This window comes from Savagea faecisuis (assembly GCF_042675605.1).
GTDB lineage: Bacteria > Bacillota > Bacilli > Bacillales_A > Planococcaceae > Savagea > Savagea faecisuis.
Genome location: NZ_JBHTJF010000036.1, coordinates 1 through 26,902 on the forward strand (window position 1 = coordinate 1; position 26,902 = coordinate 26,902).

38 protein-coding genes and 1 pseudogene are annotated in these 26,902 nt (G+C 43.3%); 26 read left to right on the plus strand and 13 right to left on the minus strand.

Annotated features, from left to right (window positions below; all coding sequences use genetic code 11):
* Positions 1-334, plus strand: a 334-nt coding sequence (locus ACFQ0V_RS11575; protein ID WP_381013700.1) for an RNA-guided endonuclease InsQ/TnpB family protein, incomplete at its 5' end; no start/stop codon positions are given.
* A 103-nt stretch (positions 335-437) separates the two neighbouring features.
* Here ACFQ0V_RS11575 and ACFQ0V_RS11580 read toward each other — a convergent pair.
* Positions 438-650 carry a glutamine synthetase gene (locus tag ACFQ0V_RS11580; RefSeq protein WP_381013702.1) on the minus strand — a complete coding sequence of 71 codons (213 nt, stop codon included), beginning with the start codon at positions 648-650 and terminating at the stop codon, positions 438-440.
* Positions 651-785: 135 nt separating this feature from the next.
* On the opposite strand from ACFQ0V_RS11580, the gene ACFQ0V_RS11585 reads away from it, so the two are divergent.
* Together ACFQ0V_RS11585 and ACFQ0V_RS11590 are read left to right on the plus strand one after the other, a co-directional pair.
* Positions 786-1,214: a MarR family winged helix-turn-helix transcriptional regulator gene (locus ACFQ0V_RS11585; protein WP_381013705.1), complete on the plus strand. Its 429-nt coding sequence runs from the start codon at positions 786-788 to the stop codon at positions 1,212-1,214.
* Positions 1,211-2,392 carry an MFS transporter gene (locus ACFQ0V_RS11590; RefSeq protein WP_381013708.1) on the plus strand — a complete coding sequence of 394 codons (1,182 nt, stop codon included), beginning with the start codon at positions 1,211-1,213 and terminating at the stop codon, positions 2,390-2,392. The genes ACFQ0V_RS11585 and ACFQ0V_RS11590 overlap by 4 nt, the downstream gene beginning before the upstream one ends.
* Positions 2,393-2,437: 45 nt before the next feature.
* Here ACFQ0V_RS11590 and ACFQ0V_RS11595 read toward each other — a convergent pair whose 3' ends face one another.
* The gene (locus tag ACFQ0V_RS11595) at positions 2,438-3,298 is read right to left on the minus strand and encodes a YitT family protein (protein WP_381013793.1); all 861 of its coding nucleotides are present in this window, start codon (positions 3,296-3,298) and stop codon (positions 2,438-2,440) included.
* A gap of 138 nt (positions 3,299-3,436) precedes the next feature.
* Here ACFQ0V_RS11595 and ACFQ0V_RS11600 point away from each other — a divergent pair, with 138 nt between their 5' ends.
* On the plus strand, positions 3,437-4,909 hold the full coding sequence (locus ACFQ0V_RS11600; protein WP_381013711.1) for an APC family permease: 1,473 nt from the start codon (positions 3,437-3,439) through the stop codon (positions 4,907-4,909).
* Positions 4,910-5,020: 111 nt separating this feature from the next.
* On the opposite strand, the gene ACFQ0V_RS11605 is transcribed toward ACFQ0V_RS11600, so the two are convergent.
* Positions 5,021-5,119, minus strand: a complete 99-nt coding sequence (locus ACFQ0V_RS11605; protein WP_381013795.1) for a transposase — start codon at positions 5,117-5,119, stop codon at positions 5,021-5,023.
* On the opposite strand from ACFQ0V_RS11605, the pseudogene ACFQ0V_RS11610 reads away from it, so the two are divergent.
* Positions 5,097-5,294: pseudogene (locus ACFQ0V_RS11610) on the plus strand (zinc ribbon domain-containing protein); the annotation flags it as partial. The gene ACFQ0V_RS11605 and the pseudogene ACFQ0V_RS11610 overlap by 23 nt on opposite strands.
* A gap of 63 nt (positions 5,295-5,357) precedes the next feature.
* Here the strand turns inward: ACFQ0V_RS11610 and ACFQ0V_RS11615 are convergent.
* The 6 genes from ACFQ0V_RS11615 to ACFQ0V_RS11640 form a co-directional block, all read right to left on the minus strand.
* The gene (locus ACFQ0V_RS11615; protein WP_381013713.1) at positions 5,358-6,080 is read right to left on the minus strand and encodes a hypothetical protein; all 723 of its coding nucleotides are present in this window, start codon (positions 6,078-6,080) and stop codon (positions 5,358-5,360) included.
* 27 nt (positions 6,081-6,107) lie between these two features.
* Positions 6,108-6,509 carry a hypothetical protein gene (locus ACFQ0V_RS11620; protein WP_381013716.1) on the minus strand — a complete coding sequence of 134 codons (402 nt, stop codon included), beginning with the start codon at positions 6,507-6,509 and terminating at the stop codon, positions 6,108-6,110.
* A 221-nt stretch (positions 6,510-6,730) separates the two neighbouring features.
* Positions 6,731-7,366: an ABC-2 transporter permease gene (locus ACFQ0V_RS11625; protein ID WP_381013719.1), complete on the minus strand. Its 636-nt coding sequence runs from the start codon at positions 7,364-7,366 to the stop codon at positions 6,731-6,733.
* Entirely contained in the window at positions 7,363-8,187 is an 825-nt protein-coding gene (locus tag ACFQ0V_RS11630) for an ABC transporter ATP-binding protein (RefSeq protein ID WP_381013722.1), read from the minus strand. Before ACFQ0V_RS11630 ends, ACFQ0V_RS11625 begins: the two co-directional genes overlap by 4 nt.
* Positions 8,184-8,327 carry a hypothetical protein gene (locus tag ACFQ0V_RS11635; RefSeq protein ID WP_381013725.1) on the minus strand — a complete coding sequence of 48 codons (144 nt, stop codon included), beginning with the start codon at positions 8,325-8,327 and terminating at the stop codon, positions 8,184-8,186. The genes ACFQ0V_RS11630 and ACFQ0V_RS11635 overlap by 4 nt, the downstream gene beginning before the upstream one ends.
* A complete protein-coding gene (locus ACFQ0V_RS11640) occupies positions 8,327-8,704 on the minus strand; it encodes a GntR family transcriptional regulator (RefSeq protein ID WP_381013728.1) in 378 nt (125 codons plus the stop codon). Before ACFQ0V_RS11640 ends, ACFQ0V_RS11635 begins: the two co-directional genes overlap by 1 nt.
* Before the next feature lie 306 nt (positions 8,705-9,010).
* On the opposite strand from ACFQ0V_RS11640, the gene ACFQ0V_RS11645 reads away from it, so the two are divergent.
* The 14 genes from ACFQ0V_RS11645 to ACFQ0V_RS11710 all read left to right on the plus strand — a co-directional run bounded on the left by ACFQ0V_RS11645 (position 9,011) and on the right by ACFQ0V_RS11710 (position 19,827).
* On the plus strand, positions 9,011-9,973 hold the full coding sequence (locus tag ACFQ0V_RS11645; protein WP_381013731.1) for a hypothetical protein: 963 nt from the start codon (positions 9,011-9,013) through the stop codon (positions 9,971-9,973).
* The gene (locus ACFQ0V_RS11650; protein WP_381013734.1) at positions 9,967-11,013 is read left to right on the plus strand and encodes a hypothetical protein; all 1,047 of its coding nucleotides are present in this window, start codon (positions 9,967-9,969) and stop codon (positions 11,011-11,013) included. Before ACFQ0V_RS11645 ends, ACFQ0V_RS11650 begins: the two co-directional genes overlap by 7 nt.
* A gap of 159 nt (positions 11,014-11,172) precedes the next feature.
* Entirely contained in the window at positions 11,173-11,892 is a 720-nt protein-coding gene (locus tag ACFQ0V_RS11655; protein ID WP_381013737.1) for a dihydropteridine reductase, read from the plus strand.
* Between the two features lie 73 nt (positions 11,893-11,965).
* Positions 11,966-12,781, plus strand: coding sequence for a transglutaminase domain-containing protein (locus ACFQ0V_RS11660; RefSeq protein WP_381013740.1), 816 nt, complete (start codon positions 11,966-11,968; stop codon positions 12,779-12,781).
* 121 nt (positions 12,782-12,902) lie between these two features.
* On the plus strand, positions 12,903-13,430 hold the full coding sequence (locus ACFQ0V_RS11665; RefSeq protein WP_381013743.1) for an RNA polymerase sigma factor: 528 nt from the start codon (positions 12,903-12,905) through the stop codon (positions 13,428-13,430).
* Positions 13,408-14,283 carry a hypothetical protein gene (locus ACFQ0V_RS11670; RefSeq protein ID WP_381013746.1) on the plus strand — a complete coding sequence of 292 codons (876 nt, stop codon included), beginning with the start codon at positions 13,408-13,410 and terminating at the stop codon, positions 14,281-14,283. Before ACFQ0V_RS11665 ends, ACFQ0V_RS11670 begins: the two co-directional genes overlap by 23 nt.
* Positions 14,280-14,639, plus strand: coding sequence for a hypothetical protein (locus ACFQ0V_RS11675; RefSeq protein ID WP_381013748.1), 360 nt, complete (start codon positions 14,280-14,282; stop codon positions 14,637-14,639). Before ACFQ0V_RS11670 ends, ACFQ0V_RS11675 begins: the two co-directional genes overlap by 4 nt.
* 94 nt (positions 14,640-14,733) lie before the next feature.
* Entirely contained in the window at positions 14,734-15,303 is a 570-nt protein-coding gene (locus tag ACFQ0V_RS11680; RefSeq protein ID WP_381013751.1) for a Cap15 family cyclic dinucleotide receptor domain-containing protein, read from the plus strand.
* A complete protein-coding gene (locus tag ACFQ0V_RS11685; protein WP_381013754.1) occupies positions 15,303-15,557 on the plus strand; it encodes a hypothetical protein in 255 nt (84 codons plus the stop codon). The genes ACFQ0V_RS11680 and ACFQ0V_RS11685 overlap by 1 nt, the downstream gene beginning before the upstream one ends.
* 342 nt (positions 15,558-15,899) lie before the next feature.
* Complete coding sequence (locus ACFQ0V_RS11690; RefSeq protein WP_381013756.1) at positions 15,900-17,054, plus strand: iron-containing alcohol dehydrogenase; 1,155 nt, start codon at positions 15,900-15,902, stop codon at positions 17,052-17,054.
* Between the two features lie 120 nt (positions 17,055-17,174).
* A complete protein-coding gene (locus ACFQ0V_RS11695) occupies positions 17,175-17,444 on the plus strand; it encodes a hypothetical protein (protein WP_381013759.1) in 270 nt (89 codons plus the stop codon).
* On the plus strand, positions 17,441-17,821 hold the full coding sequence (locus tag ACFQ0V_RS11700) for a fluoride efflux transporter FluC (RefSeq protein WP_381013761.1): 381 nt from the start codon (positions 17,441-17,443) through the stop codon (positions 17,819-17,821). Before ACFQ0V_RS11695 ends, ACFQ0V_RS11700 begins: the two co-directional genes overlap by 4 nt.
* Complete coding sequence (locus ACFQ0V_RS11705) at positions 17,818-18,150, plus strand: fluoride efflux transporter FluC (protein ID WP_381013763.1); 333 nt, start codon at positions 17,818-17,820, stop codon at positions 18,148-18,150. Before ACFQ0V_RS11700 ends, ACFQ0V_RS11705 begins: the two co-directional genes overlap by 4 nt.
* 96 nt (positions 18,151-18,246) lie before the next feature.
* Positions 18,247-19,827: a Na/Pi cotransporter family protein gene (locus ACFQ0V_RS11710; RefSeq protein ID WP_381013765.1), complete on the plus strand. Its 1,581-nt coding sequence runs from the start codon at positions 18,247-18,249 to the stop codon at positions 19,825-19,827.
* Between the two features lie 12 nt (positions 19,828-19,839).
* Here ACFQ0V_RS11710 and ACFQ0V_RS11715 read toward each other — a convergent pair whose 3' ends face one another.
* Positions 19,840-20,847, minus strand: a complete 1,008-nt coding sequence (locus ACFQ0V_RS11715) for an aromatic acid exporter family protein (protein WP_381013768.1) — start codon at positions 20,845-20,847, stop codon at positions 19,840-19,842.
* A gap of 154 nt (positions 20,848-21,001) precedes the next feature.
* Here ACFQ0V_RS11715 and ACFQ0V_RS11720 point away from each other — a divergent pair, with 154 nt between their 5' ends.
* Positions 21,002-21,217, plus strand: a complete 216-nt coding sequence (locus ACFQ0V_RS11720) for a DUF3955 domain-containing protein (RefSeq protein WP_381013770.1) — start codon at positions 21,002-21,004, stop codon at positions 21,215-21,217.
* Between the two features lie 21 nt (positions 21,218-21,238).
* Here ACFQ0V_RS11720 and ACFQ0V_RS11725 read toward each other — a convergent pair whose 3' ends face one another.
* From ACFQ0V_RS11725 to ACFQ0V_RS11735, 3 genes are read right to left on the minus strand one after another with little or no spacing between them, the layout of a single operon-like run.
* On the minus strand, positions 21,239-21,871 hold the full coding sequence (locus ACFQ0V_RS11725) for a phosphatase PAP2 family protein (protein WP_381013772.1): 633 nt from the start codon (positions 21,869-21,871) through the stop codon (positions 21,239-21,241).
* Entirely contained in the window at positions 21,868-22,797 is a 930-nt protein-coding gene (locus ACFQ0V_RS11730; RefSeq protein WP_381013775.1) for an LCP family glycopolymer transferase, read from the minus strand. Before ACFQ0V_RS11730 ends, ACFQ0V_RS11725 begins: the two co-directional genes overlap by 4 nt.
* A gap of 3 nt (positions 22,798-22,800) precedes the next feature.
* Positions 22,801-23,403: a DUF1232 domain-containing protein gene (locus ACFQ0V_RS11735; RefSeq protein WP_381013777.1), complete on the minus strand. Its 603-nt coding sequence runs from the start codon at positions 23,401-23,403 to the stop codon at positions 22,801-22,803.
* A 107-nt stretch (positions 23,404-23,510) separates the two neighbouring features.
* Here ACFQ0V_RS11735 and ACFQ0V_RS11740 point away from each other — a divergent pair, with 107 nt between their 5' ends.
* The 6 genes from ACFQ0V_RS11740 (at position 23,511) to ACFQ0V_RS11765 (ending at position 26,779) form a co-directional block, all read left to right on the plus strand.
* Positions 23,511-23,873, plus strand: coding sequence for a hypothetical protein (locus tag ACFQ0V_RS11740; protein ID WP_381013780.1), 363 nt, complete (start codon positions 23,511-23,513; stop codon positions 23,871-23,873).
* A gap of 37 nt (positions 23,874-23,910) precedes the next feature.
* Positions 23,911-24,393 (plus strand): nucleoside 2-deoxyribosyltransferase, encoded by a 483-nt coding sequence (locus ACFQ0V_RS11745; protein WP_381013782.1) that lies wholly within the window; start codon positions 23,911-23,913, stop codon positions 24,391-24,393.
* 97 nt (positions 24,394-24,490) lie between these two features.
* Positions 24,491-25,129, plus strand: coding sequence for a class I SAM-dependent DNA methyltransferase (locus tag ACFQ0V_RS11750; RefSeq protein ID WP_381013785.1), 639 nt, complete (start codon positions 24,491-24,493; stop codon positions 25,127-25,129).
* Between the two features lie 74 nt (positions 25,130-25,203).
* Positions 25,204-25,752: a hypothetical protein gene (locus tag ACFQ0V_RS11755; protein WP_381013788.1), complete on the plus strand. Its 549-nt coding sequence runs from the start codon at positions 25,204-25,206 to the stop codon at positions 25,750-25,752.
* A gap of 119 nt (positions 25,753-25,871) precedes the next feature.
* Positions 25,872-26,321 (plus strand): hypothetical protein, encoded by a 450-nt coding sequence (locus ACFQ0V_RS11760; protein ID WP_381013789.1) that lies wholly within the window; start codon positions 25,872-25,874, stop codon positions 26,319-26,321.
* Positions 26,318-26,779 carry a GNAT family N-acetyltransferase gene (locus ACFQ0V_RS11765; protein ID WP_381013791.1) on the plus strand — a complete coding sequence of 154 codons (462 nt, stop codon included), beginning with the start codon at positions 26,318-26,320 and terminating at the stop codon, positions 26,777-26,779. The genes ACFQ0V_RS11760 and ACFQ0V_RS11765 overlap by 4 nt, the downstream gene beginning before the upstream one ends.
* The last annotated feature ends 123 nt before the right edge of the window (positions 26,780-26,902 follow it).

Sequence of the window (26,902 nt, forward strand, 5' to 3'; positions counted from 1 at the left end):
AGAATTAGTGTCAACCTATGATGCTGTTGTAATTGAGGACTTAGACATGAAAGGAATGTCTCAAGCCCTCAGCTTCGGTAAAAGCGTCCATGACAACGGTTGGGGAATGTTCACTACATTCTTATCGTACAAGCTAAAAGAACAAGGAAAACAGCTTGTCAAAATCGATAAATGGTTTCCTTCTACTAAAAAATGCTCTTGTTGTGGTGCAGAAAAACCAATGAAATTATCTGAACGCACTTACCGTTGTTCATGCGGTTATGTGGCAGATCGTGACTACAATTCAGCAATCAATATCAAAAATGAAGGCATTCGCTTATTAGCGTTATCATAAGTAACAAAAACTTGTGGAACACGAGGGTTAGCTCGGTCAATTTTCGTTGGCTAGTAAAAGCAACGACAAGTCGAGAAGCCCCCACTTCAAGTAGACCGGAAGGTTAACTAAGTGGCGGGTAGTTCACATACATATCACTCGCTTCAATCGATGCAAATCCTTCGATGGAAGATCCGTCGAACATCATGTCGTTGTTGAGCACTTTTTCATATTCTGAGCTCGGAACTTCGATATGTTTTGCTCGTCCGAATAAATCAGCAAATTGTAATTGAATAAAATCGACCTCTCGTAATTTCGCGTGCATTGTTTCGTTCATTCTAGATCACCCCTATTAAAATTAATATATGTTTCTTTTCCTTTTTTTACTAAAGTTCAAACTTTATTTGCAAATAAAATAAATGTTCGATAGAATAGAACTATTACTTACCTAGCTAACTATAAGGAGAATAGTATGAAATCTATCATTAATCATGAGCTCGTCCATTTACTACATCAAAAGACAAGACTTTTAGAAAAAGAAGCGAATGTGACGTTGAGCGAATATGAATTGTATAGCGCCCAATGGGCAATTATTTATTGTTTGGCGACGCAAGGTCCGATGGTGCAGGCCGAAATCGGAAAATATTTAATGGTCGAAGCGCCTACTGTGACACGCACATTACGCCGTATGGAAGACAACGATTGGGTCGTTCGTGAAGAGGGGGAAGATAAACGTCAACGTTTAGTGCGTCTATCGTCGAGAGGAGAGGCGGCGTTGCCTACGATAAAAAGAAGTATGCAACAGATGGAAGCGGCATTGTTATGTAATTTGAATCAACAAGAAAAAGAACAGCTTTATCATTTACTTGGGAAGATTAAAGGAGATCGAGACACTGTATGACGAAGGAACAATCATCAGCGAAAATTTGGACGAAGGATTTCATTACGATATCCGTCGCTTATTTTTTTGTTTTTATCGTATTTTATGCATTACTAACCACTTTACCGTTATATGTCATTTACGAGTTAGGGGAGTCTGAAGCACGCGCGGGGTTAGTCGTCACGAGCATGCTTGTGGCGGCCATTCTCGTGCGTCCTTTTGCGCCGAAGCTCGTTGAGATTTTCGGTAAGAAAAAGATATTACTTCTCATGTTATTGCTATACACTATCACGATGGGGTTATATTTATTAATCGACGACTTTATGCCGTTACTCGCGATTCGCTTTTTGCACGGGATTTCATTTGCGGTTGTGACGACGGTCATGAGTGCGATTGCGGTTGACGTCATTCCGAAAGAGCGAAAAGGAGCGGGTATGGGATATTTTGCAATGGCGATGAACTTAGCTGTCGTCATCGGGCCATTCATCGGCTTATTAATTGCCCAACAATTATCGTTCCGCGCATTATTTATCGTCTTGACGGCCATTATGATCGTCAGTTTAGTCACTTCATTTTTCTTAAATGTGCACGAACAAGAGAGAAAACAAACGGCTTTTTCATTGTCGTTTCACGATTTAATTGAAGTGAAAGCATTGCCTGTCGGGATATTAAGTGGGTTGATCGGTTTTGCCTATGCGAGTATTTTATCGTTCGTGCCAATTTATGCAGAAGAAATCGGTCTTGCGCATGTGGCGAGTTATTTCTTCTTAGTATATGCAGGGTTAATGTTGTTGACGCGTCCAGCACTTGGACGTGCATTTGATGAGAAAGGGCCGAGAGCTGTACTCATTCCTTGTTTAGGATTGTTTGCATTCGGCTTAATGTTACTCGGATTCACGACGACAGGAATTGTTTTATTAGTGAGCGCTGCTTTGATCGGGATCGGTTACGGAACGTTGCTTCCTGGATTTCAAACGATGGCGATTCAAAGTACGAGTCACGAGCGTAGTGGCCACGCGATTGCGACATTTTTCATTTTCTTCGATATCGGCATTTCACTCGGTGCGTATACGTGGGGTGTCATCGTCGATCGTTCTGGATTTGAAACGATGTACTTTATCGGAAGTGCACTCGTCGTCGCCACGATTTTCGTCTATTTACTATTAGATACACGTTTGAGAAAGAAAGCAAAAGCATAAGAAAAACGGTGAAAGTGGAGAAGATTCCTCCTTTTCACCGTTTTTTTAATGAATGGCTGATTTGAATTTTGAACCGTACGTTTCTTGTGTATCCATGACAGTTGTGAACGCATCTGGATCTGTCGTACGAATAATTTCTTTCAATTTGGATAGTTCTAGTCGCGTGATGACTACGTAAATGACATCGGTTTCGACATTTGCGTATCCGCCGCGACCGTGTAATTTTGTCACACTACGTCCGAGTCGTTCATTGATCGTATCTGCGAGTTCATCCGACTTGTCTGAAACGATTAATATCGCTTTCGTATCGTCTAGCCCTTGAATGACGGCGTCGATCGCTTTTGAAGCGATATAGTACGTTAAAATCGAGAACATCGCTTGTTCCCAACCGAGCACGAAACCTGCCCAGCTGAAAATGAAAATATTGAAAAACATGACGAATTCTCCGACAGAGTACGGGATGCGGCGTGTGAGTAAAATACCTAAAATCTCGGTTCCGTCTAATGCGCCACCATTTCGGATGACGAGTCCGACACCAATCCCGAGCAAAAGTCCACCGAATACTGTAGCGAGAAGTGGTTCTGTCGTAATCGGATCCATCCCTTTAATCGCTGCTTCAATAATCGCTAATAAGACGATGGCGATACTCGATGAGATGAAAAAGTTTTTGCCGATATGTTTATATCCAGCAAATAAGAAAGGTAAGTTTAAAATTAAAATTAAAATTCCGAACGGTATGCCGGTAATGATATTTAAAATTAAGCCAATCCCGATAATGCCTCCATCAATGATGCTGTTCGGTACTAAAAATAGCTCGATCGCACCTGCTGCAAGTCCTGCGCCTAATGTAATAAAAAAGAGTCTGAAAATAAAATGTTTCACTGTTTCGTGTTGTTTCTTCACGATGTCCACCTACAATTCCAATAAGATAGTTTATATGTTACCTAAAATTTATGTGATGAAACACATTTTATTTCAAAAAACGTTTTATTTTTTGTAAGGAGGGAAACAATGTGACATTAGGTAATAGAAAGGGAGTTTTGTATGGACATACAGCCAAAGGACAAAGAACAACAACGAAGGAAATTAAAGAAAACGCTTTCGCCAGCGTCCGTCTTTGCGATTGCGCTCGGATCTAGTGTCGGTTGGGGAGCGTTCATTTTACCAGGAGATTGGATTCAAGAAGCGGGACCAATCGGTGCGATGATCGGACTGTTTATCGGAGCGCTTCTCATGATGGTCATCGCGTCGAGCTACGGCGTCATGATTAAGAAGTTCCCTGTTTCAGGAGGGGGATTCACGTATGCGTATATTGCAGCGGGTAAAGTGTGGGCGTACATTGCAGGATGGTTTTTATCGCTCGGATACATTTCCATCGTCGCGTTGAACGCATCTGCTTTTTCACTACTGTTAAAATTTATCGCTCCTCAGTTTATGGAGCAAGGTTATTTATATACGATTGCCGGTTGGGACATTTTCATCCCTGAAGTGATCATTTCATCCGCACTCATTTTAATTTTTGCGATTTTAAATACGACGGGGACTGAAATCTCTGGAAAACTGCAATTTTATTTCAGTATTTTACTCGTGTTAGGAGTAGTCATTTTAGGTGGTGTGACGTTTGGACTGGCGGACAATCCAGTTGAAAATATGAAACCATTTTTCAAAGAGAATCAATCGATTTTCGTTTCGATTATGCTCATTTTATCGATCGCTCCGTGGGCCTATGTCGGATTCGACAATGTGCCGCAAGCAGCGGAAGAATTTAATTTCAAACCGAAAATTGCGACGTGGCTCATCGTTGGTTCGCTGTTATCGTCATTCGTCATTTATGCGATTATGATCGGCATTACGTCATGGTCATTTGCCGATACGTCAGCGCTTGGCGGGAACTTATGGTTGACAGGAGATATTATTAACTCGATCATGGGTAAAACAGGTGTCATCGTGTTAGCGATTGCGATTATGATGGGGATTTTCACCGGATTAAACGGCTTTTACATGTCGTCGAGTCGTCTCATTTTCTCAATGGCGCGTGCTCGTGCGTTACCGAACTTCTTCCGTACATTGACGAAAAAGTCTAAAGTGCCGGTATGGGGAGTATGGTTCGTCACATTAATTACACTCCCGACGCCTTGGTTCGGTCGTCAAGCATTGACATGGATCGTCGATATGAGTTCAACAGGTGTATCGGTCGCTTACTTTTTCGCTTCTCTCGCAGCGTTTAAAGTGCTTGCGTGGAAACAAGAAGCGCGCGGCTTAGAAGTCGCACCGTTTCAAAAGTTATTAGCGCTCATCGGAATGATTTCGAGCTTAGCCTTTTTAGCGCTTTTACTTTTACCATTTTCACCAGCTTCATTAACGACACCAAGTTACATTTTACTCGGCTTATGGATTTTATTAGGTATCGTCTTTTACGTGGCGATTCGCAAACGATACAATAGTTTATCAGCGAAAGAAACCGAGTATTATATTTTAGGAAAATCATTAAAAGAAGAAATTGAAAACAGTAATTAAATAAAAGAAAACCGCGTGAAATCAATAAATATTGATTCCATGCGGTTTTTTTATTGGGTTGGGCGTAAAACCCCTATGTCTTTAGGCTGGGGGATGTAAGCCCTGACTACCTTATGTTTGAATGTACTGTTGAATAGTCTCTTTGCTAGCATTTCCAATGCTGCATGAGAAGTATCCATCACTCCAAGTTGTATCTAAGACTTTTGCCAGCTCTCAATTATGCTCAAATTGCGGATACAAAAACAAAGACGTTAAGAATCTCAATCTTCGTGAATGGACGTGCCCGTCATGTCATACACATCATGATCGAGATATTAACGCAAGTATTAATCTCAAAAAAGAAGCCGAAAGACTTCTAACCGTAGGGACTACGGGGATCGCCTAATCAATTAGAGCTCGTTAGAACTCTGTACTTAGGAATCCACTACGGCTTTAGCCTAGTGGTAGTTCAATGTTGTTCGATGCTTTCTAATTCGCTATCGACGATAAATGGATCGTCTTTGTCTTCTGTTGCCATTTCGTCATAATGTTTAATTAATCCGATACCGACTTTGTAGTAATAATCGCTCGTCAATGTTTCGTTGACGACTTGCATATGAACGACATTTTCATACGTTTCAGTATCGGTTTTCAATGTCATGCTTGGGTCGATAATTGTCCACGTCGCATCGTCAATCGTAAACGTATCTCCTTTTTGCGCATCTTCACGGTAGACGACGACACGTTCTTCGCTCGCATCGAGGCGTTCGACTGTCGGTAAAATGTAATCGCCCATTTCACCTGTTTCCGTCTCTTCAAATTCTGTCATTTCACGCAATACGCGGATGAGGTTGCCATCTTCTAGTGCATAGACGGTCGTGACGACAGAGCCTCCGTTCGATTCCACGAGCGCGACGTAATGTTCACCGATGTGACGTACTTGAACGTCTAATTCCGCAAACTCACTACCGATTCCACGGTAATGTAAGTGCGAGCCGTCTGGTGCGAAGTATTGTTGAACGGTTTCGACCGTCATACTCGGTGTTTCAACTTCGGATCCTGTATTTTGTTCATTTTCAGCAGGTTGTTCAATAGGGGGTGTTGAATCGTTTTTCGAACCTTCTTCATTACTGCATGCAGCGAGCGCCAATGTCGCAAGTCCGATGCTTGTGATGAATTTCCATTTTTTCATCTAATCATCCTTTCTTTCTTACAAATATCATACCCGATTAGACGGAACGTATGCAGAGAAGGTTTGTTTTTTTGAGAAAAAACAGTAGAGTGAAGCAGCGACTGCGCCACAGAGGGTGAGGCGAAGAGACGGAATGAATGAGGTATGGCGAATCCATTCATAAATATGAGCGAGCCCGATTCCGCATAGCATGTAGCAAAGAAAACGAGTTAGGCGTGAACGGATGAACGCATCGATGAGTGGTGCGAGACAAAATCCGAACAGTAAAAAGAGCGGTAAAATGAAAAATAAACTGTATGTAAAATAAAGGGCAAAACTAAAGAAATAACTCGTTACCGAATCACGCGATTCTAAAAACAACATCGCGATGCAAAGTACGCTCACGAACGTTACAAAACTAAGGGCAGTCGTCATCCTATAATGGCGCATAACAATCCCTCCTTTCCTCTAAAAGAGACGAAAGAAGGGGGAAAATGTTGCCTGTCTTTATTTCTTTTTTAGCTGTAAGTAAAAGCTGTATCCTCCGATGAGTACTAGGATGAGTGTGGCTACAGGATATACGATAGAACGCATTGTCGCGATTTTTGGAAAACGCTCGACAAGAAGGACGAGAAGTAATGTACTCATAATGAGGAATACGAAAATACGCTTCATCGTTTCGTACCGATTGAGACGTTTCGAATATGGCGAATGCTCATTAAAAATGAAAGGACGTATGCGATGAATCCAATCGTTGCGAACGTGATTGTAATCGCCTGTAATGTAAATGGGGCGTCGATTGAAGAGCTAGCTGGCTCGGAAGCTTGTGACCCCGCTATCATAATGACGACGAGTCCTGCATAGGTAAGACCGAGTATGATAATCGCCCAATTCGTCGAAAATCGTAAAAAAATGAAAAAAGTGATACTCATCACGAGCAAGGCGACTCCCCACCAAATGGTGACGACTGGAAAAGGCGGTAAAGCGTTGGATTGCAGCCCATTAAAAAAATAATATTTTAACGTCATGATGACATATGTGACGATCGCAAAAGCGGTGACGAGTATGAAATGAGAGAGAAAACGTGCACGAATCCATTCTTCTCGTGAGATTGGTAAACTAAGTTCCAACAATTCGGTTTCAGTTTGCCGCTCTGTCGCAATGCGATAGACGATTAAGCCGACGAATAAAAAGACGAACGCGGGTAAAAAGGTAAATTCAACATAAAAGACGAGGACTCCGTGGATGCCGAGAATAGGAAGGAGCCACCACATATGGAGCCATTCGTTGTACAATGCGAGTCTCATTCGCTCACCTCCGTTAAAAAGTATAAAATATCTTCCAAACGAGCACGTTCGATGTACAAGTTTTCAGGGATGGCCGTCATCGTTCGGTCGATTAAAGCAGTCGCTTGATTGTTGCGCGATTCCATAGGCAAGTTGAGCGCTCGTACAGCATCGACCGGACCTTTCACGAGCACGAAACGCTCTTCTAATTCATCAGTCGGCAAGAAAAATCGCACATTGCCTTGATCGATACATAAAATATAATCGGCGAATTGTTCTAAGTCGGATGTAATATGTGTTGAAAACAGTAAGGTTCGATCTTCACGTGCGGCCATCCAATCCCGCAATTGATGAATGAACGTACGACGAAACACAGGGTCGAGTCCAGATGTCGGTTCATCCATGATGAGCACATCGGGTTCATGCGCGAGCGCGAGGGCAATTTGGGCTTTCATTCTCGTCCCTTTCGACAATTGATGGATCGCTTGTCGTTCATTTAATCCGTACGTGTCAAGCAACTGTGTATACAGCTGGGGTTGCCACGTCGGATAAGCGCGTTCATACAATTTGCGCACCGTTTTTAACTTCGTATTTTTCCAATGATGAAAATCATCATAGACGAATCCGATTTTTTCTTTTTGTTGTTGATCGAGTAGTGCGCCGTTCCATAGTACTTGTCCTGTCGTCGGTCGGTATAAGTCCATCATCGTTTTAATGAACGTCGTTTTCCCTGAACCGTTCCGCCCGATACACCCGATCACGTAGCCTTTCGGAATGGTGAAGGAAATGTTTTTCATTTGAAAATGTTTAAATTGTAAAGATACTTCTTGAAATTCAATCATTGTTGGACACCTCCTTTTTGAATGAGACTAAAGACGATGAGCAGGGCGAGTGCTACCGAAAAATAGCCGACTTCGTTTCGGATAATGCCGATTACAGAAATCGGAATCGTGGCCAGTAAGCTGAATCGAATGAGTTTCATCATGTTTCCTCCTCTATATAAATGCGTAACATGTCGAGCATTTCTTCATTGGATAGTCCGAGTGCTCTTCCTTCTTGAATGAGCGCTTCGCATTTTTGTTCGAATGCGAGGCGGAGCCATTCTGTTTTGACATAGTTTGTTTGTGCTTGAACGAAGCTTCCGCGTCCGTGGACAGAGTAGATCAAGCCTTCTTTTTCTAACTCTTCATACGCCCGCTTCGTCGTAATGACGCTCACTTCTAACTGTTTCGCTAAATTCCGAATCGATGGTAGTTGCTCGTCTGCTTGTAACGTACCGTCTGCGATTTGTCGTTTCATCTGTTCGACAATTTGCGCATAGAGCGGTGTCGAGTCTTGTGGAGAAATGATAATCGTCATCGTACACCTCCTTTTAAATCAAACTGTATATACTGTATATGTACACTATATACTCATATATACACACTGTCAATAAAAAATAATTGTTTCATATGGGAAACATTTCGGGTATACTGAAGATACGAACGAGAACGGAAGGAGATGAGAAGAATATGACAGTATTCATTTTAGCGGTGACGACGATGCTTACAGCCGTTCTCATCCTGAAAGCAAACGAACAAAAAAATCGCGCACGCGGATATAAAAATTAATGAAAATGCTCCCATTCGTTAAGGATCGGGGGCATTTTTTTAAGGAGCGTTACAGATGATATGGCAATCGTTCATTTTGAAAGAAGAAGGAAAAATCAAACAGCAATTACCACACATCCATTACATCGTACAAGATGAAGTTGTGGCGACACGTACTGTGAACAATGGAGAAACGTATCGTATACAACAATATGCACCAGTTGGAAAAGCAGTTTCAGAAGAGGAAATGTGGCGCGCAGTCGCTCAGTTAGCGTCGCTTATTCCCACTCACTATACGTACGAGCGAGTGCAGCGGGTAGAAGACGGAGCGTGGGATATTTTTTATTACCGGGAAGAGCGAGGGTACGTCATCGAGATTGACGGCATCACGTGTACAATTCGACGAGATGGACTCATGGAACAGTTCGAACGTGAAGCATGTGTAGAGCTCGACTTCTCAGAGCCAAAAGAGCGTCCAGAGGATGTGTTGAACGAAGCGCTTCAACATAAGAGAATGTGCCTTCAATTAGCTCGTCCGACTTTTGAAGGGAAAATCCGTTACGTTTACACGGTTGAACACGATGAAGGAGAAGAGCGACAACAAGAGGAAATCGATGAAACGAGACGAGAAGTGCGCGAGACGTTAGCGACTTGCCAGTCACTCGTGCCGCATAGTGAGTGGCGTGTTCATTCTATTTCAGAGGAAGATGCTGAGACGACTGTATTTGTGGAACGATTGTGTGGCGGTCAATCGACGAATCGCTTTGTCGAAGCAAAGTGGGAACGAAATCGTCTTCTCTCTCTTCATATCGACCCGCTTTTGTACGAATCGTGGGAAGAAGTAGAACTTGCGCAATGGAGTGAAGAAGAAGCGTTTCAAAAATGGAAAGCGTCATTGCGCGTGAAAGAGACGTGGGCATGGACGACACCGCGAACGCGTGCGTATTATGTCGACGTGCCGACAGCGATTGATGCGGTAACGGGAGAAGTTTATTTCTCTTCTTCTATTTTACGAGAAGGGAGACGAGATCAATGTTGACGAAACTCGCTCATCTATTACAAGCGACGTGTGAAGACGGGGTTGTGCAAAAAGACGGAGAGGAAATCGGCATTTATGAATACCGAGAAGATGCGCCGTATCCTCTCATTTATTATATGGCGACGAATGATGTGCCGATGCAAGAGCAGCTAGATCGTGAGACGCTCGAACGACGAGGCCGCGAGTCGCTCATGCATGTATACGGGGATTATGTGACGACTTCGACGGACGTGACGAGCGTGCAAGTGGACGCCCAATATTATGTGACGCTTCATTTCATGCATGAACAACAAAGGCTAGAATCTTACGGATTCGGTATCGTCCTTCGTTTAGACGGCGTCATTGAAATGATCAGCGCTCCGAGTGTAGCGTATGAAATCGTTCCTTCTCACGTAAACACGACACTAGAACAATTAGCGATTCGTGTTGCAGAAGCGACAAAATGGACGCTGCGCTGGTTGTACGTGTCACAAGACGATTTTGTCGGAGGAGATGATGCGTATCATCTCGTGTATGACGTTTCTTACGGGATGCCCGTTGTAGAAATGAACGGCGAAGTACAAAATTTTGCTGTTTCTGAGTTAACGCCGGAAGAAGAACGATGGGGAGAGCTTACGATCGAATGGATTCGGACGCACATTCATGATGCTGCTTTACGTGTCGAACATGTCCTCATCGAAGAAGAAATCGTTCACGTCCATGTTTCACGCACGTATAAACAGTTGCCCGTTGGCGACTCTATTCTCGTGCAATGGAATCAATCTTTACAAAAAGTAGAAGAAGCGCATATGACACATGCTTTATACGATACGATCGACGAATGTGCCGAGCCGCTCGTCTCATTAGAAGATGTGAAAGCAAAGTGGCGAGAAGATTTGCAATACGCGCACGTCTTGTTTCCGACGGAAGAAGTGGAAAAAGAGGGGCAACTCGTTCAACAATTCGAACAAAGTTTCATTCAACTGAATCCTCCTCATACGGGAAATATTCAAGCGTACGATGCTAAAACAGGAGCGGTCATTCGTTATAAGCTCAATTAGAAAAATAGGAAGAAAACGAGCGACTTGAAAGGCTGAACGAGAAAAATCGGGAGATTGTCCATTTTTGGATAAAATCTCTCTTTTTTATGTGCATTTATGTTGAGAATGATTATCACTCCCTGTATAGTGAGCGGTAACATCGAGTGAAGGAGAATGAATATGCAAATTTATTGGACGACGATCGAAGACATTATTGAGGAAACGCCACAAGTAAAAACGTATTTATTGAAAGTGCCAGAAGGGTTTACGTGGGAAGAAGGGGCGCATACACATTTCGCTTTAGAAGGATTTAACGCAGGAGAAAAACCGAATCGCAGCCTCATTCGTCACATGTCGATTTCCACATTGCCAAATGAGAATTACATCGGCATTACGACACGTATTAAAGAACAATGTTCAGAGTTTAAGTCGATTTTGCGCGATATGGAGCGAGGCGAAAAAGTAGCGATTTTTAAAACGTCATCGAACGTTCCGTTTCAACGACACATTCCAAACGTCTATTTATTATCATCAGGAGTAGGACTTGCGACATTCCGTCCGCTCATTTTGCAATATTTAGAAGACCAAACAGGAATTGAGAAACTTTATTCTTTAAACGTTGACTCAACGAAAGATTATTTATATCCGAATGTTTTTGAATCGGTGGAAGGACATCATCAGCTCATTTCGGAATTTGTCGACAATCGCGCGGACTATTACGAGCGTGTAAAACAGTTAGCGGAAGATCGAGACGGACTATTTTACATCGTCGGCAGCGATCAATTTTTAGAGCAAAATATTGAGATTTTACGAGCTGCGGGAATTAAACCGGAACAAATGATGCTTGACAAACATCCTCACCAACGAGAAGCGTTCTTTACACAAGAAGAAATGGCTTAATGTGAAACATGCAAAGGAAGCGAAACATACTTCCTTTGTATGTTTTGTTATATACTGCAGTAGGGGTGTTCCTATGGTGCTGTTCGGAATGATACTCATTATTTTCATCACAACATATGTTTTAGGCAATCGAAAACGCTCGCCTTTATACGAGGAATGGGTGACGATGACCGAGAAGCGTTGGGCTGAGCAATATCCCACCCTTTATAAAGAAGTGAAACGAGAAATGATGCACGGCGCTCAAAGTTATGTTTTTTCTCTACAAGACATCGATGGAGAAACGATGGATGACATGATCGAATGTCTCGTCGAATGTAGTCGGGAAGAGACGTATGTGGACAGTTGGGAGTTATGGGAAGATGAGGGCGAAGGAGAAATTCGGTTCGACTATGAACTTCCGCGAGAAGAGATTGAACGACAGCGACAAATTGTTCAACGAGAAGTGAAACGAATCATTCATCGCGTTATTCACAGCGACATGACCGATACAGAACGTGTCAAGGCGCTCTATGATGATGTCGTGACGCAAGTCGTATACGATGACGATTTGGCGGAACGAGAAGCGGGCATTGATGCATATGGCTATCATTGTTCGAATACCGCTTACGGAGCGCTCACTGAACATATCGCCGTATGCGAAGGATTCGCAAGACTATTCGTCGCTTTATTAGATGCTGTCCATATTGAAAACTATTACGTCCAAGGCGTGAGTGACGGAGAAGGGCATGCGTGGAATCTCGTCCATATTGACGGTCGTTATTTATATTTCGACGCGACGACGGATGCCAGGACGCCACATGAAGCACTTGCCATAACGTATGAAGATTTTCTCGTCCGAGGAAAGCAGCTCGACTATGAATGGAACGATCGAGACTATCCGCGTACGTAGTTGTTTTTGAATAGAAAAAGTAGGGAAAAGATATCGTATAAAGCGATGTCTTTTTTATTTTTTAAAAAAGTGTATACTTTTTCGTTCGTCATTCGTTATAAAGGTGAAAGGGGGAAAAGGAGTGGCCGAACAGACATTAGAACAGCTTTACGAAGAGAAAGCGCAGCTCATTTTCAACTATTTGCGCAAGCTCGGTTGCCCGCGAGAAGATGCGGAAGATATCGTGCAAGTGACATTTTCAAAAGCGATTGAACAGTGGATTCATATCGCTACCGAGCAACCGTCAGCCTGGTTGTTTCGCGTCGCCATTCATCATTATTATGATCTGTATCGTCATCGACGAGCTTTTCCTCACTTACAAGTCGATGAAACATTGATGGAACGATTGCTTCTGGGAATTGCGGAAGAAGGTGAAGCGAACGTGCTTAAAAAAGAAGCGCAAGAAGAGTTTCGCCATATTTTACAACAGATGAATCCTGCGTATGCTCATATTTTATTGTTGAAATATGAAGCTGAATATAGCTACGAAGAGATTGGACAATTGTTGCAGATGAAGGAAGATTACGTGCGTACTTCCTTATATCGTGCGCGGAAACAGTTTAAACAACGTTGGGAGGAACAACAATATGAAAGAAAGAGAACGATTTGAATTAGATTCAAACGTCATTCAAAAAGCGCGTCGCAAAAGTTACCGCAATATGATTCTTGCGAGTTTTATCGTCGTCGTGACGAGTGTTGTGACGAGTAGTATACTCGCTTGGCAATGGAATCATTGGCGCTTGCACGAGAAGATGGTCGACACAGAATTGCGCTATGACGTATACGGGATGAATCGTTACATCGGAAACTTTGAAGAGCGTATCCGTCCGTGGGGAGCGGAGGCGAAAGCGCCCACGTATTCACTCGTTGCCACTCGACCGGCAGATACCGCAATGCTCGAGTCCCCATTTTATGAGCCACGTGCGTATCTCGAGCCGAGTGGGACGGCGAGGTATTTACAAAATGGTCGCAAATTAAAAATGTGGTACGCTCCGTCTGCGTCGTATGGTGAGCTAGCGAATGAACGCGCTCAGCTGCTTCGCATGCCCGAGACGAAACGGTTGGAATTAGCCGTTTCTTTAGACCGGTCTTATTCCGTGGAAGAATGGAACTCGCGTTTCGGTTCGTTAGAAGTCGCTTATTGGTTGGAAGATGGCGGGGAAGCAGAAAATGATGAACCACTCGATGAACGTACTGCGGTCGGCGTGTCTTTAACGGATGAAGCGGGAGAACGTTACACATCCCCTTTTGACCAGTTCGTAGAAGATGCGATGCGTTATGTGGAGCGGACGAAGGATACGTACGTAGGAAAGGTGCTTGAAGCATATAAAAAAGAACCGCGCATACGCGGCGTGTTACTCGTCGGCAGTCCGAATGAGTTGTACGAAGCGACTGCATCTGAAGCGGTGCGCGCAACGAGTATCGGGGCAATGATTGATTATTATGAGGAGGAAGTACAATGAATAAAACATTCCAATGGATTTTAACGATAGCGATTGGGCTCGTCATTATCAGTTTAGCTTGGCCGATCGCTTCATTTTCACTTTTTGGCACGGCGGAAGGAACGTCGATTTTTTCAATCGATTATGCGATTGCCTTTTTATTAATAATCATTCCGTTACTCGTCGTCGTATTGCTCGCTGTGGCGACGTATCGCGGGGTGACGCAATGGGTGTATGTCGGCTACGGCTTAGCGACTGTTGAAATGCTCGTTTTAGCGGGGCTCATCTTTAGTTCGCTTCCATTTGCCATATTTGTGATTGGTATTTTACTCGTCAGCGGAACGAGTATTTACGGACTCGTCCAATTGCGAAAATAATCACTCAAACACTTTGTTCTTGCAAAAGAATGAAGTGTTTTTTTTAGTAGCCTCGTGATAAACTGAAACTAGTTTAGGAAGGGGGAGAGGTGCGGTGCATCCATATAGTATCGACGTGAGTCGCAATAAGATTATTTTTTACGTTTCCTTAATGTCGATTTTATTCGCTTCGTTACTCGCTTACGAATTAAATACTTTGCCCGGCTCGCATATCGCGATTCCGATCACGTCGCTCACTTTATTTTTACTCGGTATGCGCATCGTGAACCGCTCCTTATGGACGAAAAGGCTTTTTCATACGTTAGGTATTATTCGTACACCTATAATACGAGGGGAATACAGAGGGCAGTTCGGAACGAAAGAGTCGATGACGGAGATGACGTGTACGATTCGTCAAACGTGGACGAAGATGAACATTCAAATGGAATGGGAAGACGGATTATTCGTGTCTACAGCAGCTTCGATCCGAATGGAAGAACCACTCGGACCGACCGTCATTGTGAACGGTCTTCTTTATGAGAAAAGAGACGGATGGCACGAACGAATAACAGAAGGAACCGTTCATCTCATTTTGAAAAAAGACGATGGGTACGGGTTTTATTACATGTATGAACAGGGTAAAGGTCAACGAGGACATTTTGAATTAGAAAAGAGCGTGGAATGATGACAAGTTTATTTGTGAATATTATTTTTTTATTTCCGTATAGCCAAATCGTTTTATTCGTAGTCGGCTATGCGTTAAGTATTTTAGCGAATGTGCAGCGTGCACAAAATGATATGATGCCGATGAGTTATGTGCCGTATCGTCAAGCGAGAATGGATTGGAAATTAGCCGATACATTAGCGCTCGTCGCTTTCGGTTTTGCGATTTTTACAGGAGTCGCCTATTTATTTATCGCGGGCTCTATTCAAGGATAAGGATCATTTAAAAACAGCGTAAATAAAATGACAGAAGCGGTCTATCGAAAGGTAGATCGCTTCTTTTTTGTAGGAACGAGTAAAAATAAGTTTCATAGAGAAATAGTGGCCACTAAGTTAGAATAGTATTTTTTATTAAGTATAATATCTTTACCTAAAGATACTAAATAATAGTTCATTTATGTAAAAAAACTAATAATCAGGCGATTTTAAACAGTTTTATTGCTTTTGCTGTGAGCATAATGATTGATGAACAAATGTAATCGTCCTATACTTAAACTATTCTACAAGAACGTTAAAACGTCAATCTCACTTGTGGAATTTACTCAAGGAGGATGCCTTATGGCTAAACAAAGTTCATTTTCAATGCCGACAACGAACCTTTTCGGTGCTGGTGCAATTCAAGAAACGGGAGTCCGCTTAAAAGGAGCAGGCGCTAAAAAAGTATTGTTAGTGACAGACGAAGGCTTATTCAATTTAGGATTAGCTGACAAAATTGCTGACATTATTAAAGCGGAAAATATCGAAGTTGAAATTTTCCCGAAAGCAGAGCCAAACCCAACGGATCAAAACGTTGCGGAAGGTGTGGAAGCATTTAAAGCAGCAAACTGTGATTCACTCGTCTCATTAGGTGGCGGGTCAAGCCATGACGCTGCAAAAGGTATCGGAATTGTCGCATCAAACGGTGGCACGATTCACGACTACGAAGGTGTAGATAAATCAGAACATCCGATGGTTCCATTAGTTGCGATCAATACGACAGCAGGAACAGCAAGTGAAATGACGAAATTCACAATCATTACAGACGTTGCACGTCACGTAAAAATGGCAATCGTGGATAAACACGTTACACCATTCGTCTCGATCAATGACCCTGAGTTAATGTACGGTCTTCCACCAGCATTAACAGCAGCGACAGGTCTTGATGCGTTAACGCACGCAGTAGAAGCTTACGTATCAGTTGATGCGAACCCATTAACAGATTCAGCGGCTGAAAAAGTATTCGAATTAATTCCGAAATATTTACCACGTGCTTATGCGAACGGTCAAGATGCGGAAGCTCGTGAAATGATGGTATACGCTCAATTTTTAGGCGGAATGGCATTCAACAACGCAGGCCTCGGCTACGTTCACGCCATCGCTCACCAAATGGGTGGATTCTACAACTTACCACACGGCGTATGTAACGCATTGTTATTACCGTACGTATGTAAGTTCAACTTAGTCGGACGCGAAGAGCGTTTCGCTAAAATTGCGCATTACTTAGGCGAAAACATTGAAGGTCTTTCAACATTAGAAGCGGCTGAAAAAGCGATCGAACGTATCGAACGTTTAGCAGCAGACCTCGGCATTCCAGAAGGATTCGCAGAGCTCGGTGCGAAAGAAGAAGATATTCCAACACTCGCAGCGAACGCAATGAAAGACGTAACAGCAGCGACAAACCCACGTCGTGCTCGCGTTGAACAAATCGAAGAAATCATTCGTCAATCGATGTAACCATTAAAAGTTAACCAGTTTCTCTTATAAGAGAAGCTGGTTTTTTGTCGTTTACTGAAAAGTAGTTGAGTTTTCGTAATCATTTGTGGAATAATGGTACAAACGAAAGGGGGAATGGGGATGGAATATCGTTTAGCCATTTACCAACAATTTAAAGAAGAAGGAAAGCCATCGATTGAACAAAAGTATGCGACGTCTACATTGTACGATGCGTTAATGTGGTTTTCCGATGAAACGACACGTCTAGGGATTACGGAAGATCGCATTGAAGTAGGAGCGTTAAATCAGTGGGTGGACGTAGAAGAACCGGTCAGTTACCGTTACATGTTGGAATTACATGTGAAAAATCCATTAGGTGAATACGTTCCGTTTAAAACATTAAACGGATGACGAAACGCAACCTTTTGTTCGTTGTTGTCGGCGGTGCACTAGGGGCGGCTTGTCGGTACGGAGTCGATGTAATATGGGGAGTGACACTCACGTCATACGTTCGATTGCTATTCATTAACGGTATCGGAACTTTTGTGCTCGGACTTTGGACGACCGTAGAAGTACCTTGGAAAGAGCGTTGGCATCCACTCATTGCGACAGGATTTTTAAGTTCGTTTACGACGATGTCTGCTGTACACGTTCATTTACTCGAGCGCACATTAAATGAACCGTTACTCGGTCTTATTTTATTCATCTTTATTTTTTTTATCGGATTTGTCAGTGCGATGCTCGGGCTAGTCGTAGGTGATCTGTATAAAAGGAGGCGTTCGTCATGATGCTCGTCATGCTTGGAGGAGCGCTCGGTGCTCTTGCGCGTTACTTTCTTCAAAGTGCGATGCAAGATGAAAGCCGCGCACTTGTCTGGACGAATAATATCGGTTCGATGTTGTTCGGATGGTTGTTCGCACTCGCTTTACGAGAGCCGCTTTATTTAGCATTCGGCATCGGTTTTTGCGGTGCTTTTACGACGTTTTCTACCGTCTTCGTTCGGTTAGCACAACAGTGGAGAGCGAAACAGTATGCGTTGTTTTTCTCTTTTTTAATGAAAAGTACGCTCGAAGGCTTTTTATTTGCGGCACTCGGATATTTTATCGGGTTGATGTAAGCACTCTACTTTTTTAAGTAGAGTGTTTTCTGTTATTTACGGACTATTCACAAAGTGGTAAGATTTATACAATCATTTCAAGGAGGAGGACTTTTTTTGGTAAATGTTATAGGGGGCATCGGACTCTTTTTACTCGGTATGATGATGTTAACGGACGGGTTGAAAGAGTTAGCAGGGGATGCTTTGAAGAAATGGCTGAATCGTTTCACTGGTGGAACGTTAAGCTCGGTTGCGTCAGGGACCTTTATGACGATTTTGATGCAGTCCTCAACAGCGACGACATTGCTTACGATCGGCTTTGTCAGTGCAGGTTTACTCACGTTCACGCAGTCGATCGGGGTCATTATCGGAGCGAATATCGGAAGTACGAGCACAGGGTGGATCATCTCACTTATCGGATTTAAAATTAGTTTAGCCGCGATGTCTTTACCTTTCATCGGAATCGGTGTGCTCACGCAATTTATCGCCCCGCGTGATTTTAAGGCGTACGGTGGGATTGTAACGGGTTTCGGTTTGCTCTTTTACGGAATCGACGTTTTACAAACCGGGATGGAAGCGGCGCAAGATTTGATTGCGTTCGACACGTTTACGTCCGGAACGTGGAGCGGCAAAATTATTTTAATTATTATCGGCATTTTTATGACGATTGTGATGCAAGCGTCGAGTGCTTCGATGGCTGCGACGTTGACCGCATTATTTGCGGGCGCGATCGATTTTGAACAAGCGGTTTATTTAGTCATTGGACAAAACGTCGGGACGACAGCGACGGCGATGTTTGTCGCGATCGGTGCATCCGTCGCAGCGAAACGTACGGCGATGACGCACTTGCTGTTTAACGTCATTACTGCCATTGTCATCACATTGACCGCACCTTTTGTCATATATATAACGAAAACAATTACGACGGCGATGACAGGAAGCTTCGATGAAACAATCGGGCTCGCTATTTTCCATACGCTCTTCAGTTTAATCGGCGCACTCATTTTCATTCCGCTCATTCAGCCGTTTGCAAAACTGATTATGCGCATCGTGAAAGAGAAAGAAAATACGTTAACCGAACATTTAAATCCAGAAATTATTTCAGTTCCTGCGATTGCGCTCGACGTGACGTACACGACATTAATTGCGATTACGCGCGAAACGACAGATTTCGTTTTGCAGCTGATCGCAAAGCCGAAAATGACGGAACAAGCGGAGCGACAGTTGCAGTTAATCGAGGAAGCATTGGAAGAAACGAGCCAGTTTTTAGGCAGCATCCCGTCCGATACGAAAAAAGACCGGGCGAAACATATTGAACTATTACATACGATCGACCATTTGAATCGTCTCATCCGTGTCGTCACCGAAGCGGGAATGATCGAATCTTCTATCGTAAAAGATAAATTGAATGAAAAATGGGTCGACGTGTTCGTCGATATGAAAATGCGTCTACAAGAAGAAGGCGAACTCCAACAAGTCGCTTCTTTATTGAAAGAAGCTTCGACGCAAATGGCATCTGAACGGAAACGTCGCCGGGAAGAATATTTTGAACGTACCGCTTCCAATGAAACGAATATCGAAGAAGCGATCGCGAAAGTAGAAGCCGTCCTTTGGATTGACCGTCTCATTTATCATTATTGGCGCGGTACGACACGCCTTCAAAATTATGTCGACTTAAATACGAAATCTTCCCATTAAAAAACGAGCACTCTACGATTCAGTAGGGTGCTCATTTGCGTAACATTTTGCGATTTGTTCGTATAAGGCGATCAATTCATATAAAAGAATTACTTCAGATGGAATCGAGTCATATGTCGTATCATTCGTCGGCGCAAACAATCGCTTCGTCAATTGTAAAATTTCTGTCGCATGCGCATCATGGTCGAATGTTTTTTGTCCGATGCGCTCAATGAGTCGCTCGATTGATTCGACAATCATATTTCGTTCATGTTCAGACCAAGTTAAATCGGTCGTCGATGTTTGCATCATATTTTCGATATGATACACGACTTGTTCGAGACGGTGTAGTTGTTCCATTTGCCATTCTAAATTTTCTTGATCGTGCGAGACGAACGGATGAAAATTATCTTTTTCTTGGAAATGCGCTAACGCTTCCGCTTGAGCGATTTCCTTTCGTGTCTGTTTCGTCAACCCGAGTACCGTTTCGGCAAAGTCTGGATCAGAATCGGTGAAGTGACGACCTGTCCAACCGAGAAGGGCATTGATATTCTTTTGAATACGGGTGATACGCGAGTCGATTTCTCTCGTGTAGTCAGGAGGAAGTACGAACATATTGACCACTGTGGAAACGAGCAGTCCAATCGTCGTCGCTCCGAGGCGGACGCCGAAAGAGGCTAAAAACTCTCCTTGTACCGCATCAACCATCGCAACTGCTGTTAATGTCGCGACTAACAATCCGTCATGTAATTTTAATTTATAACTCGTCGCAATTGTCAACACAGCGGACAATGCGTATGTAATCGGTGCATGGCCAAAAATCGACACGAACGTCACCGTATAAAAAGCTCCGATGGCGGAAGCGGGAAAGCGCACGAATCCTTTTCGAATGGAGTCCGATACGGTCGGCTCAATTGTAACGATGGCCGTAATGACGGCGAATGCTGGAGACCAACCGAGCATATCACATATAAAAGCGGTTAAAAACGCAGCAATTCCCGTTTTAATAATGCGGCCACCGCGGGTCGGGAAGCGGATCATATCATCAAACTCCTTCTATCATATAAGCTGTCTTTCAGTATACCATGTCTAGCGTTCGTCGCAATGAAATGAAGTAGGTGAAAGACGAACTTTTGCAACTTTTGGAAAAGCGATGCGTCCTTTTAGTATGAAGTGAAAGAAAGAAGGGATGTTCATGCGTGTACATTTAGGGTGGACTTTTTTCTCGCTCGTCTTGAGCGGAATGATGTTGTTTACGCATGCGATGACGAGTTATATGGATGCGAATGGAATTGTACATGAGCCATTTTTCTTTTTCGTCCCGTTGACATATATTGTTTGGGCAGTAGTCGCATTATTTTGGATGATTCGAGGAGTGACGACGTACGTTCAACGCCATATTTTCACATAAAAGAAGTCACAGTCTTGCCGATCACTCGGGAGACTGTGACTTTTTCTTTTTAAAAATAGGTAAAGCGAGCGTATAACAAATGACGGTAATGCTTAAAAATGCAGCGCCTAACACGTCAGTCATATAATGAGCGCCTAAGTAATTGCGGCTTAAGGCGACAGCGAAAGGAAGAGAAGCGAGAAGTGGAATGAGCCACTTTTGGACGGGTTGCATTTTTTTAGAGGCAAGTACGAACACGAGCAACGTTCCGTAAATCGCAAAAGCGCCCATCGTATGTCCGCTCGGAAAACTAGAACCTGTCACTTCTACGATGCGCTCGACATGCGGACGTTCTCGGTCGATGATACGTTTGAACACTTGATTGACGAAAATATATCCCGCATAAATCATCCCGAGTGCAATGACATGTTTCTTTTTATTATATTTAATGAAATAAAGCATGCAAGCGAGCACGAGAATGGATAAAAATAAAATATCTCCAAATAGCGTAAATATGCGCATTACCCAATGAAGTGGTGTCCATTGAATCGATTCCATCACATTTATCCAAAAGTGATCAATCCAAGGCATGTCTGATTTCAACACGATAAAACCGATCAATGCGAATAAAATTAAACTGATGGAACCGACGATTAATAAAGTTGCAGAAATCATAAAGGCTCTCCTTCAAATTCGAGATGGTTCTGAATACGTTGTTGCACACGAAGTCGTTCTTCTTCAGGTACGACGTGATAATAGACGCCATCAATACGTTCTCCTTCGCCGTCGACTTCAAAGACGTCAATCGGGAAATGTTTCCACGTCTGTTGGTAATTTAAGAACATATTTTTTAGTGTGTCAAACGAAATATTCGTCTCTACATTATCACCTAAAATGGTGAATAATTCATCAACTTTCCATAAAGTATTCATCGAACTTGCTTTTTCGATGACGGCTTGGATCACTTGACGCTGTCGTTCATTGCGTCCGAAATCGCCGCGTGGGTCTAATTTGCGCATGCGTGCATAATGAAGGGCACGCTCACCGTCGAGATGAATCGGTCCTTCTTCATATTCATGAGTAACGACGCTTAATTCATCGCGCTGTTCGAAAGCGAAAGGATTATCAACTTCGACGCCGCCGAAAGCATCAACGAGTTCGCGGAATCCGTTCATATTCACTTGAATGATGTAGTCAATCGGCATATTTAAATAATCTTCCACCGTGTTGACGGTCATTTCTGTCCGGCCGTAAGCATACGCATGATTTAATTTGTCTGAACGGTTCGTCCCTGCAATCGGGACGTATGTATCGCGTGGTAAGTTAAATGCAAGAATCGATTCTTTTTTAGGGTTTACCGACACGTAAATGACGGAATCCGCTCGTCCCGGATCTCCTGGGCGATCGCCGATGCCGAGAAGTAACACGTTAAAAGCGTCTGTAATCGGTCGTACTTCCGGACGTTCTTCTTCGAATGTTAAATTCGTATTCATTTCCTCGACAACTTGTTGAACGCGGTCGTATTGATAATAGGCGTAACCGAAAGCGCCCGCTCCGACAACCGTAACGGTCACGAGGAAAACTAGTAACCATTTTTTCATCATTTAACTTCCTAACTTTAATTTTTGAGAGGCGAGCTGAATCGCCAACGCATCATCAAGATACCCAATTGCGAATAAATAGTCGGGGATCAGGTCGATGGGTGCAATAAAATACAGTAAGGCGCCACCGAGAATCATGAGCTCTACTGTAGGACGTTCTTTCTGTTGAAATTGTTCGAAAAATGATTGAATCGTCGTCAACCATGTTCCTTTTTGATGTAAGTTTTTCATTTTTTGAGGAAATTCAGATGCAATTTGATGTTCACCTGATGGCGTTACACTTTCTTCCTCATACGTCAGTACTAATGTTTGAAGATGATTGTGCCATTCTATTTCGGTCATTTTCGTCACTTTGCTAATTTCATCAGTAATTTGTTGCATGTAAGGGGAGGTTCGTTCAATCGGATAGCCAGCCGCATGAAGTAAATCATTCATCGGGCAGTCGAATGCTTCTGCAATTTTTTCAGCATGTTGTAAAGTTAAGGCGCGTTTGCCGTTCATTACTTTAGATAATGTCGCGACATCGATCGATGCCCGTTCGCTGAAATAGCGTAAAGACCAATTGCGCATGGCGAGTTGTTCCGTCATCCACTTTTTCAAACTCATTGCACACCCCTCCTTTTCAAACTTTCTATATTTTAAAATAACGTTGACGAAATGTCAACGCGTTTGAAATGGTGAAAAACGGGCATAAATGGAATGGAGGGATTTATATGAAGAAATGGATGATAGTAAGCATGATGAGTGGAGCTTTACTGTTAGGAGGTTGTGGTGACGGAGCGAATGTTGATCCAGAAGCGGAAGAGCCGACAGAAGCGGAAAAACCGAACGCACCTGAAACGACAGTGACGGTGCAAGGGACAGTTGAATCAATCGTCGGAACAGACGTTACACTTCATGTGACGAGCGGGTCTCCGACGAAAGTGATCGTGTTCCATATGGCAGATGTCGATGGAGATGCGTTCAAAAATATGGCAGAGGGCGATACGATTGAAGTGCAGTTTAACGGTGTACTGACAGCATCTGAACCCCCTCAAGCATCCGCGAGTGATTTCTCGATAATAGATGCCAAGTGATGCGATACCTCGTATAATAGACGAGAGGTGAAAAAGGATGAAAGCATATTTAGCAAACGGTTTATTTTCATTAGCGGACCGCATAGTGAACGAAGCGTGTGCGAAACAGTTACGAGAAGCGATTCCGCACATTGAACTGTACGTTCCACAAGAAAATCCAGCAATCAATGACAAAACAGCATTCGCAACGAGCGAACAAATTGCGGAAGCAGATTTACAAGCACTAGAAGAAAGCGACGTGTTAATTGCGTTTTTAGACGGAGTGGAAATCGATTCAGGCGTCGCAGCCGAAATTGGTTATTTCGCAAGTCTCGGTCGTCCGATTGTTGGCGTGTTCACAGACGTGCGTCAGCAAGGGCGTACGAATGAGAAAAAATTCAATATTTTACGAGAAGACGCGACGGAAAATCAATTTGTGTATCGCAATTTATTCGTCGTCGGTTTAATTAAGAAAAACGGCGTCATCGTCGATTCATTAGAACGCGTCGTCGAAGAAGTGAAGGCTTGCGATGTTCATTGATTACGGTCTGCTGAGCACAGCGTATTACGAAGCGACATAGCCTGTCGGTTATTCGATTGGTGGCGATCTCGAATATTATCAATCGCGCTTAGCTAATGTGCGTGGGAAAGTGTTAGAAGCGGGTGTCGGAACAGGACGTTTGTTCATCCCGCTCGCACAAGCAGGCTTTCAAATGGAAGGCATCGAACTTTCCGAAGAAATGCTTGCGATTTGTCGCGCGCATTGCGAAGCACATCAAGTAGAAGGAAAGCTGATGCAAGGGGACTTGCTCGCACTCAATCAACATGATGTGTACGAAGCGATCATCATGCCGACCGGTTCTGTCGGATTATTAGGGAGTGACCTTGAGCCGTTATTTCGTCAATTTTATGAGGCATTACAAGAAGGTGGGCGCGCGATCGTCGACTTTGCGTTTCCGACAGATTGGTCGAATGTTCCGTCGACATCGGTCGTACCTTTAACGGAAATGAGCGGTTTGACACTTGAGAGCAAACCGTTGCAAATCGACTGGATCGAACAGTCGACGACGACTTTACTGAAGTACGAGAAATGGGAAAACGGCCGTTGTATCGAGACAGAATTGCAATCGTTTACATTATATTGGCATAAAATCGCGACGATTGAAAAAATGTTGCGAGAGATCGGATTCCGTGACGTACACGTATCGAGTGATTATCAATACGGGAAAGAACCGACTGTTCATAGTGAAATCATCACAATTGAAGCGATGAAATAATGGGAAATGTTTGAAACTTCCTTCAACTAGGTATTATACTAATATATAGATAATAAAGAAGGAGTGCAAAAAACATGGAAAAACGTGTAATTGTTATGACGTTCGACGAAAACAGTAAAGCGTACGAAGCATTTGCGAAATTGAAAAATGAAAGCCGTCTCGGAAAAATTGAAGTAGAACAACTCGCCGTCGTAGAAAACGTGAAAGGCGAAGGGTTCAAAATTTTAGAAGGTGCAGATTTAACAGGAAGTGACCGTTTATTTGCCGGTGGTTTAATCGGTGCGTTCGTCGGTATGATCGGCGGGCCGCTCGGTTTATTACTCGGGTGGACGACAGGTTCATTGATCGGCAGCGTGGGTGACATTCGCGAAGTGGAAGAAGCGAACTCCGCATTTAGCCGTACCGCGAATGTATTAACGGAAGAATCGGTCGGTTTAATTGCGATCGCATCTGAATTTTCTCCGAACGTGCTCGATACGTTAATTAAAGAGGAGCTCGGTGGAGAAGTCGTTCGTTTCACCTATTCACAAGTAGAAGCGGAAATTGAGCGAGCGAAAGAGACGGAACGCGAATTGAAAAAAGAAGCGCGTCGCCACTGGCTCAAACGTGAAAAAACAGAATAACAGATCAAGATCATTAGACGCCGTGAGACATTTCGTTTCATGGCGTCTTTCAATTGAACGTTCATCCAAAGGTCGTTATAATGGAGGGAATGATAGCGTCAAAAGGAGGATGTTTCATCATGCTACAACATATTCAAAAAATGAATCTCGTTTTTGAAAATTGTGAAGTGATTCAAGTGGAGCTTGAGCACATTCGAGATTTACAGTTGACTGGAATTAGTCAGCGACTCGTCGGAAGTCTTCAAACGGGTTTTCACCGCTATTTAGAAGTGGAGGAGTTTGAGCTCGTCTTGAAAGGCTCGATTCGCGATGATGTGACAAGCCGTCTACTCTATTATGAAATCGATGAACTAGATAATTTTGAACGCATTCAAAAATATCACAATTTAGTGTACGTCATGGTGACGTATCACTCGAATGATGAAGAACGTATCGATCTTCCTTGGGACGATGAAGCGAACAGTTGGTTTTACAACCGCTTCGAAACACATACGTACGATGAAGAGCGCGATGAATTAACGATTCGGGTTTCTCCTTATGTCGAAGAGATTGAGGAAGAGGACGCATGAAAATTGAACATACAGAAAATTCCAGCACGATTTATGAAGTGATGCAAGAAGCGTTCGCTCAATATAAAGAGGCGCCTATTCCGTCAAGTGCGTTAGAAGAGACGAGTCGTTCGATTGCAGAAGCTTTACAACATGGAGAGCGAGCCTTGCAATTAAGTGTGGAAGGAAAAGTGGAAGCGGTCGTCCGTTACGTCATTCGTGACGGGGCACTCGCTTTTTCACGTTTGTCGGTCCGTCCAGAAAGTCGCCGCCGAGGGTATGCGAAAGCGCTCATTCAACAGTTAGAAGTGATTGCTCGCCAGAAGCAGTTACCGATCATTACATGTGATGTACGCATGCATGTGAAAGAAAATATAGCGCTGTACGAGAAGCTCGGCTACACGCTCGTCGCTCAAAAAGAAATAGAACGACACGGACATCCTCTAGCCGTCGTTACGATGGAGAAGACACTCCTTTAACGGCTTTCCGAAAGAAGTCTCCCACCTCAAGGAACGTGAAGTGTGTAGCTCAGTGAGTAGGTGGGAGATGAATTTCGGTTGGCTTTAGCCAAAGTTATTTTTCTAAGCCTTTTCGCAATAATT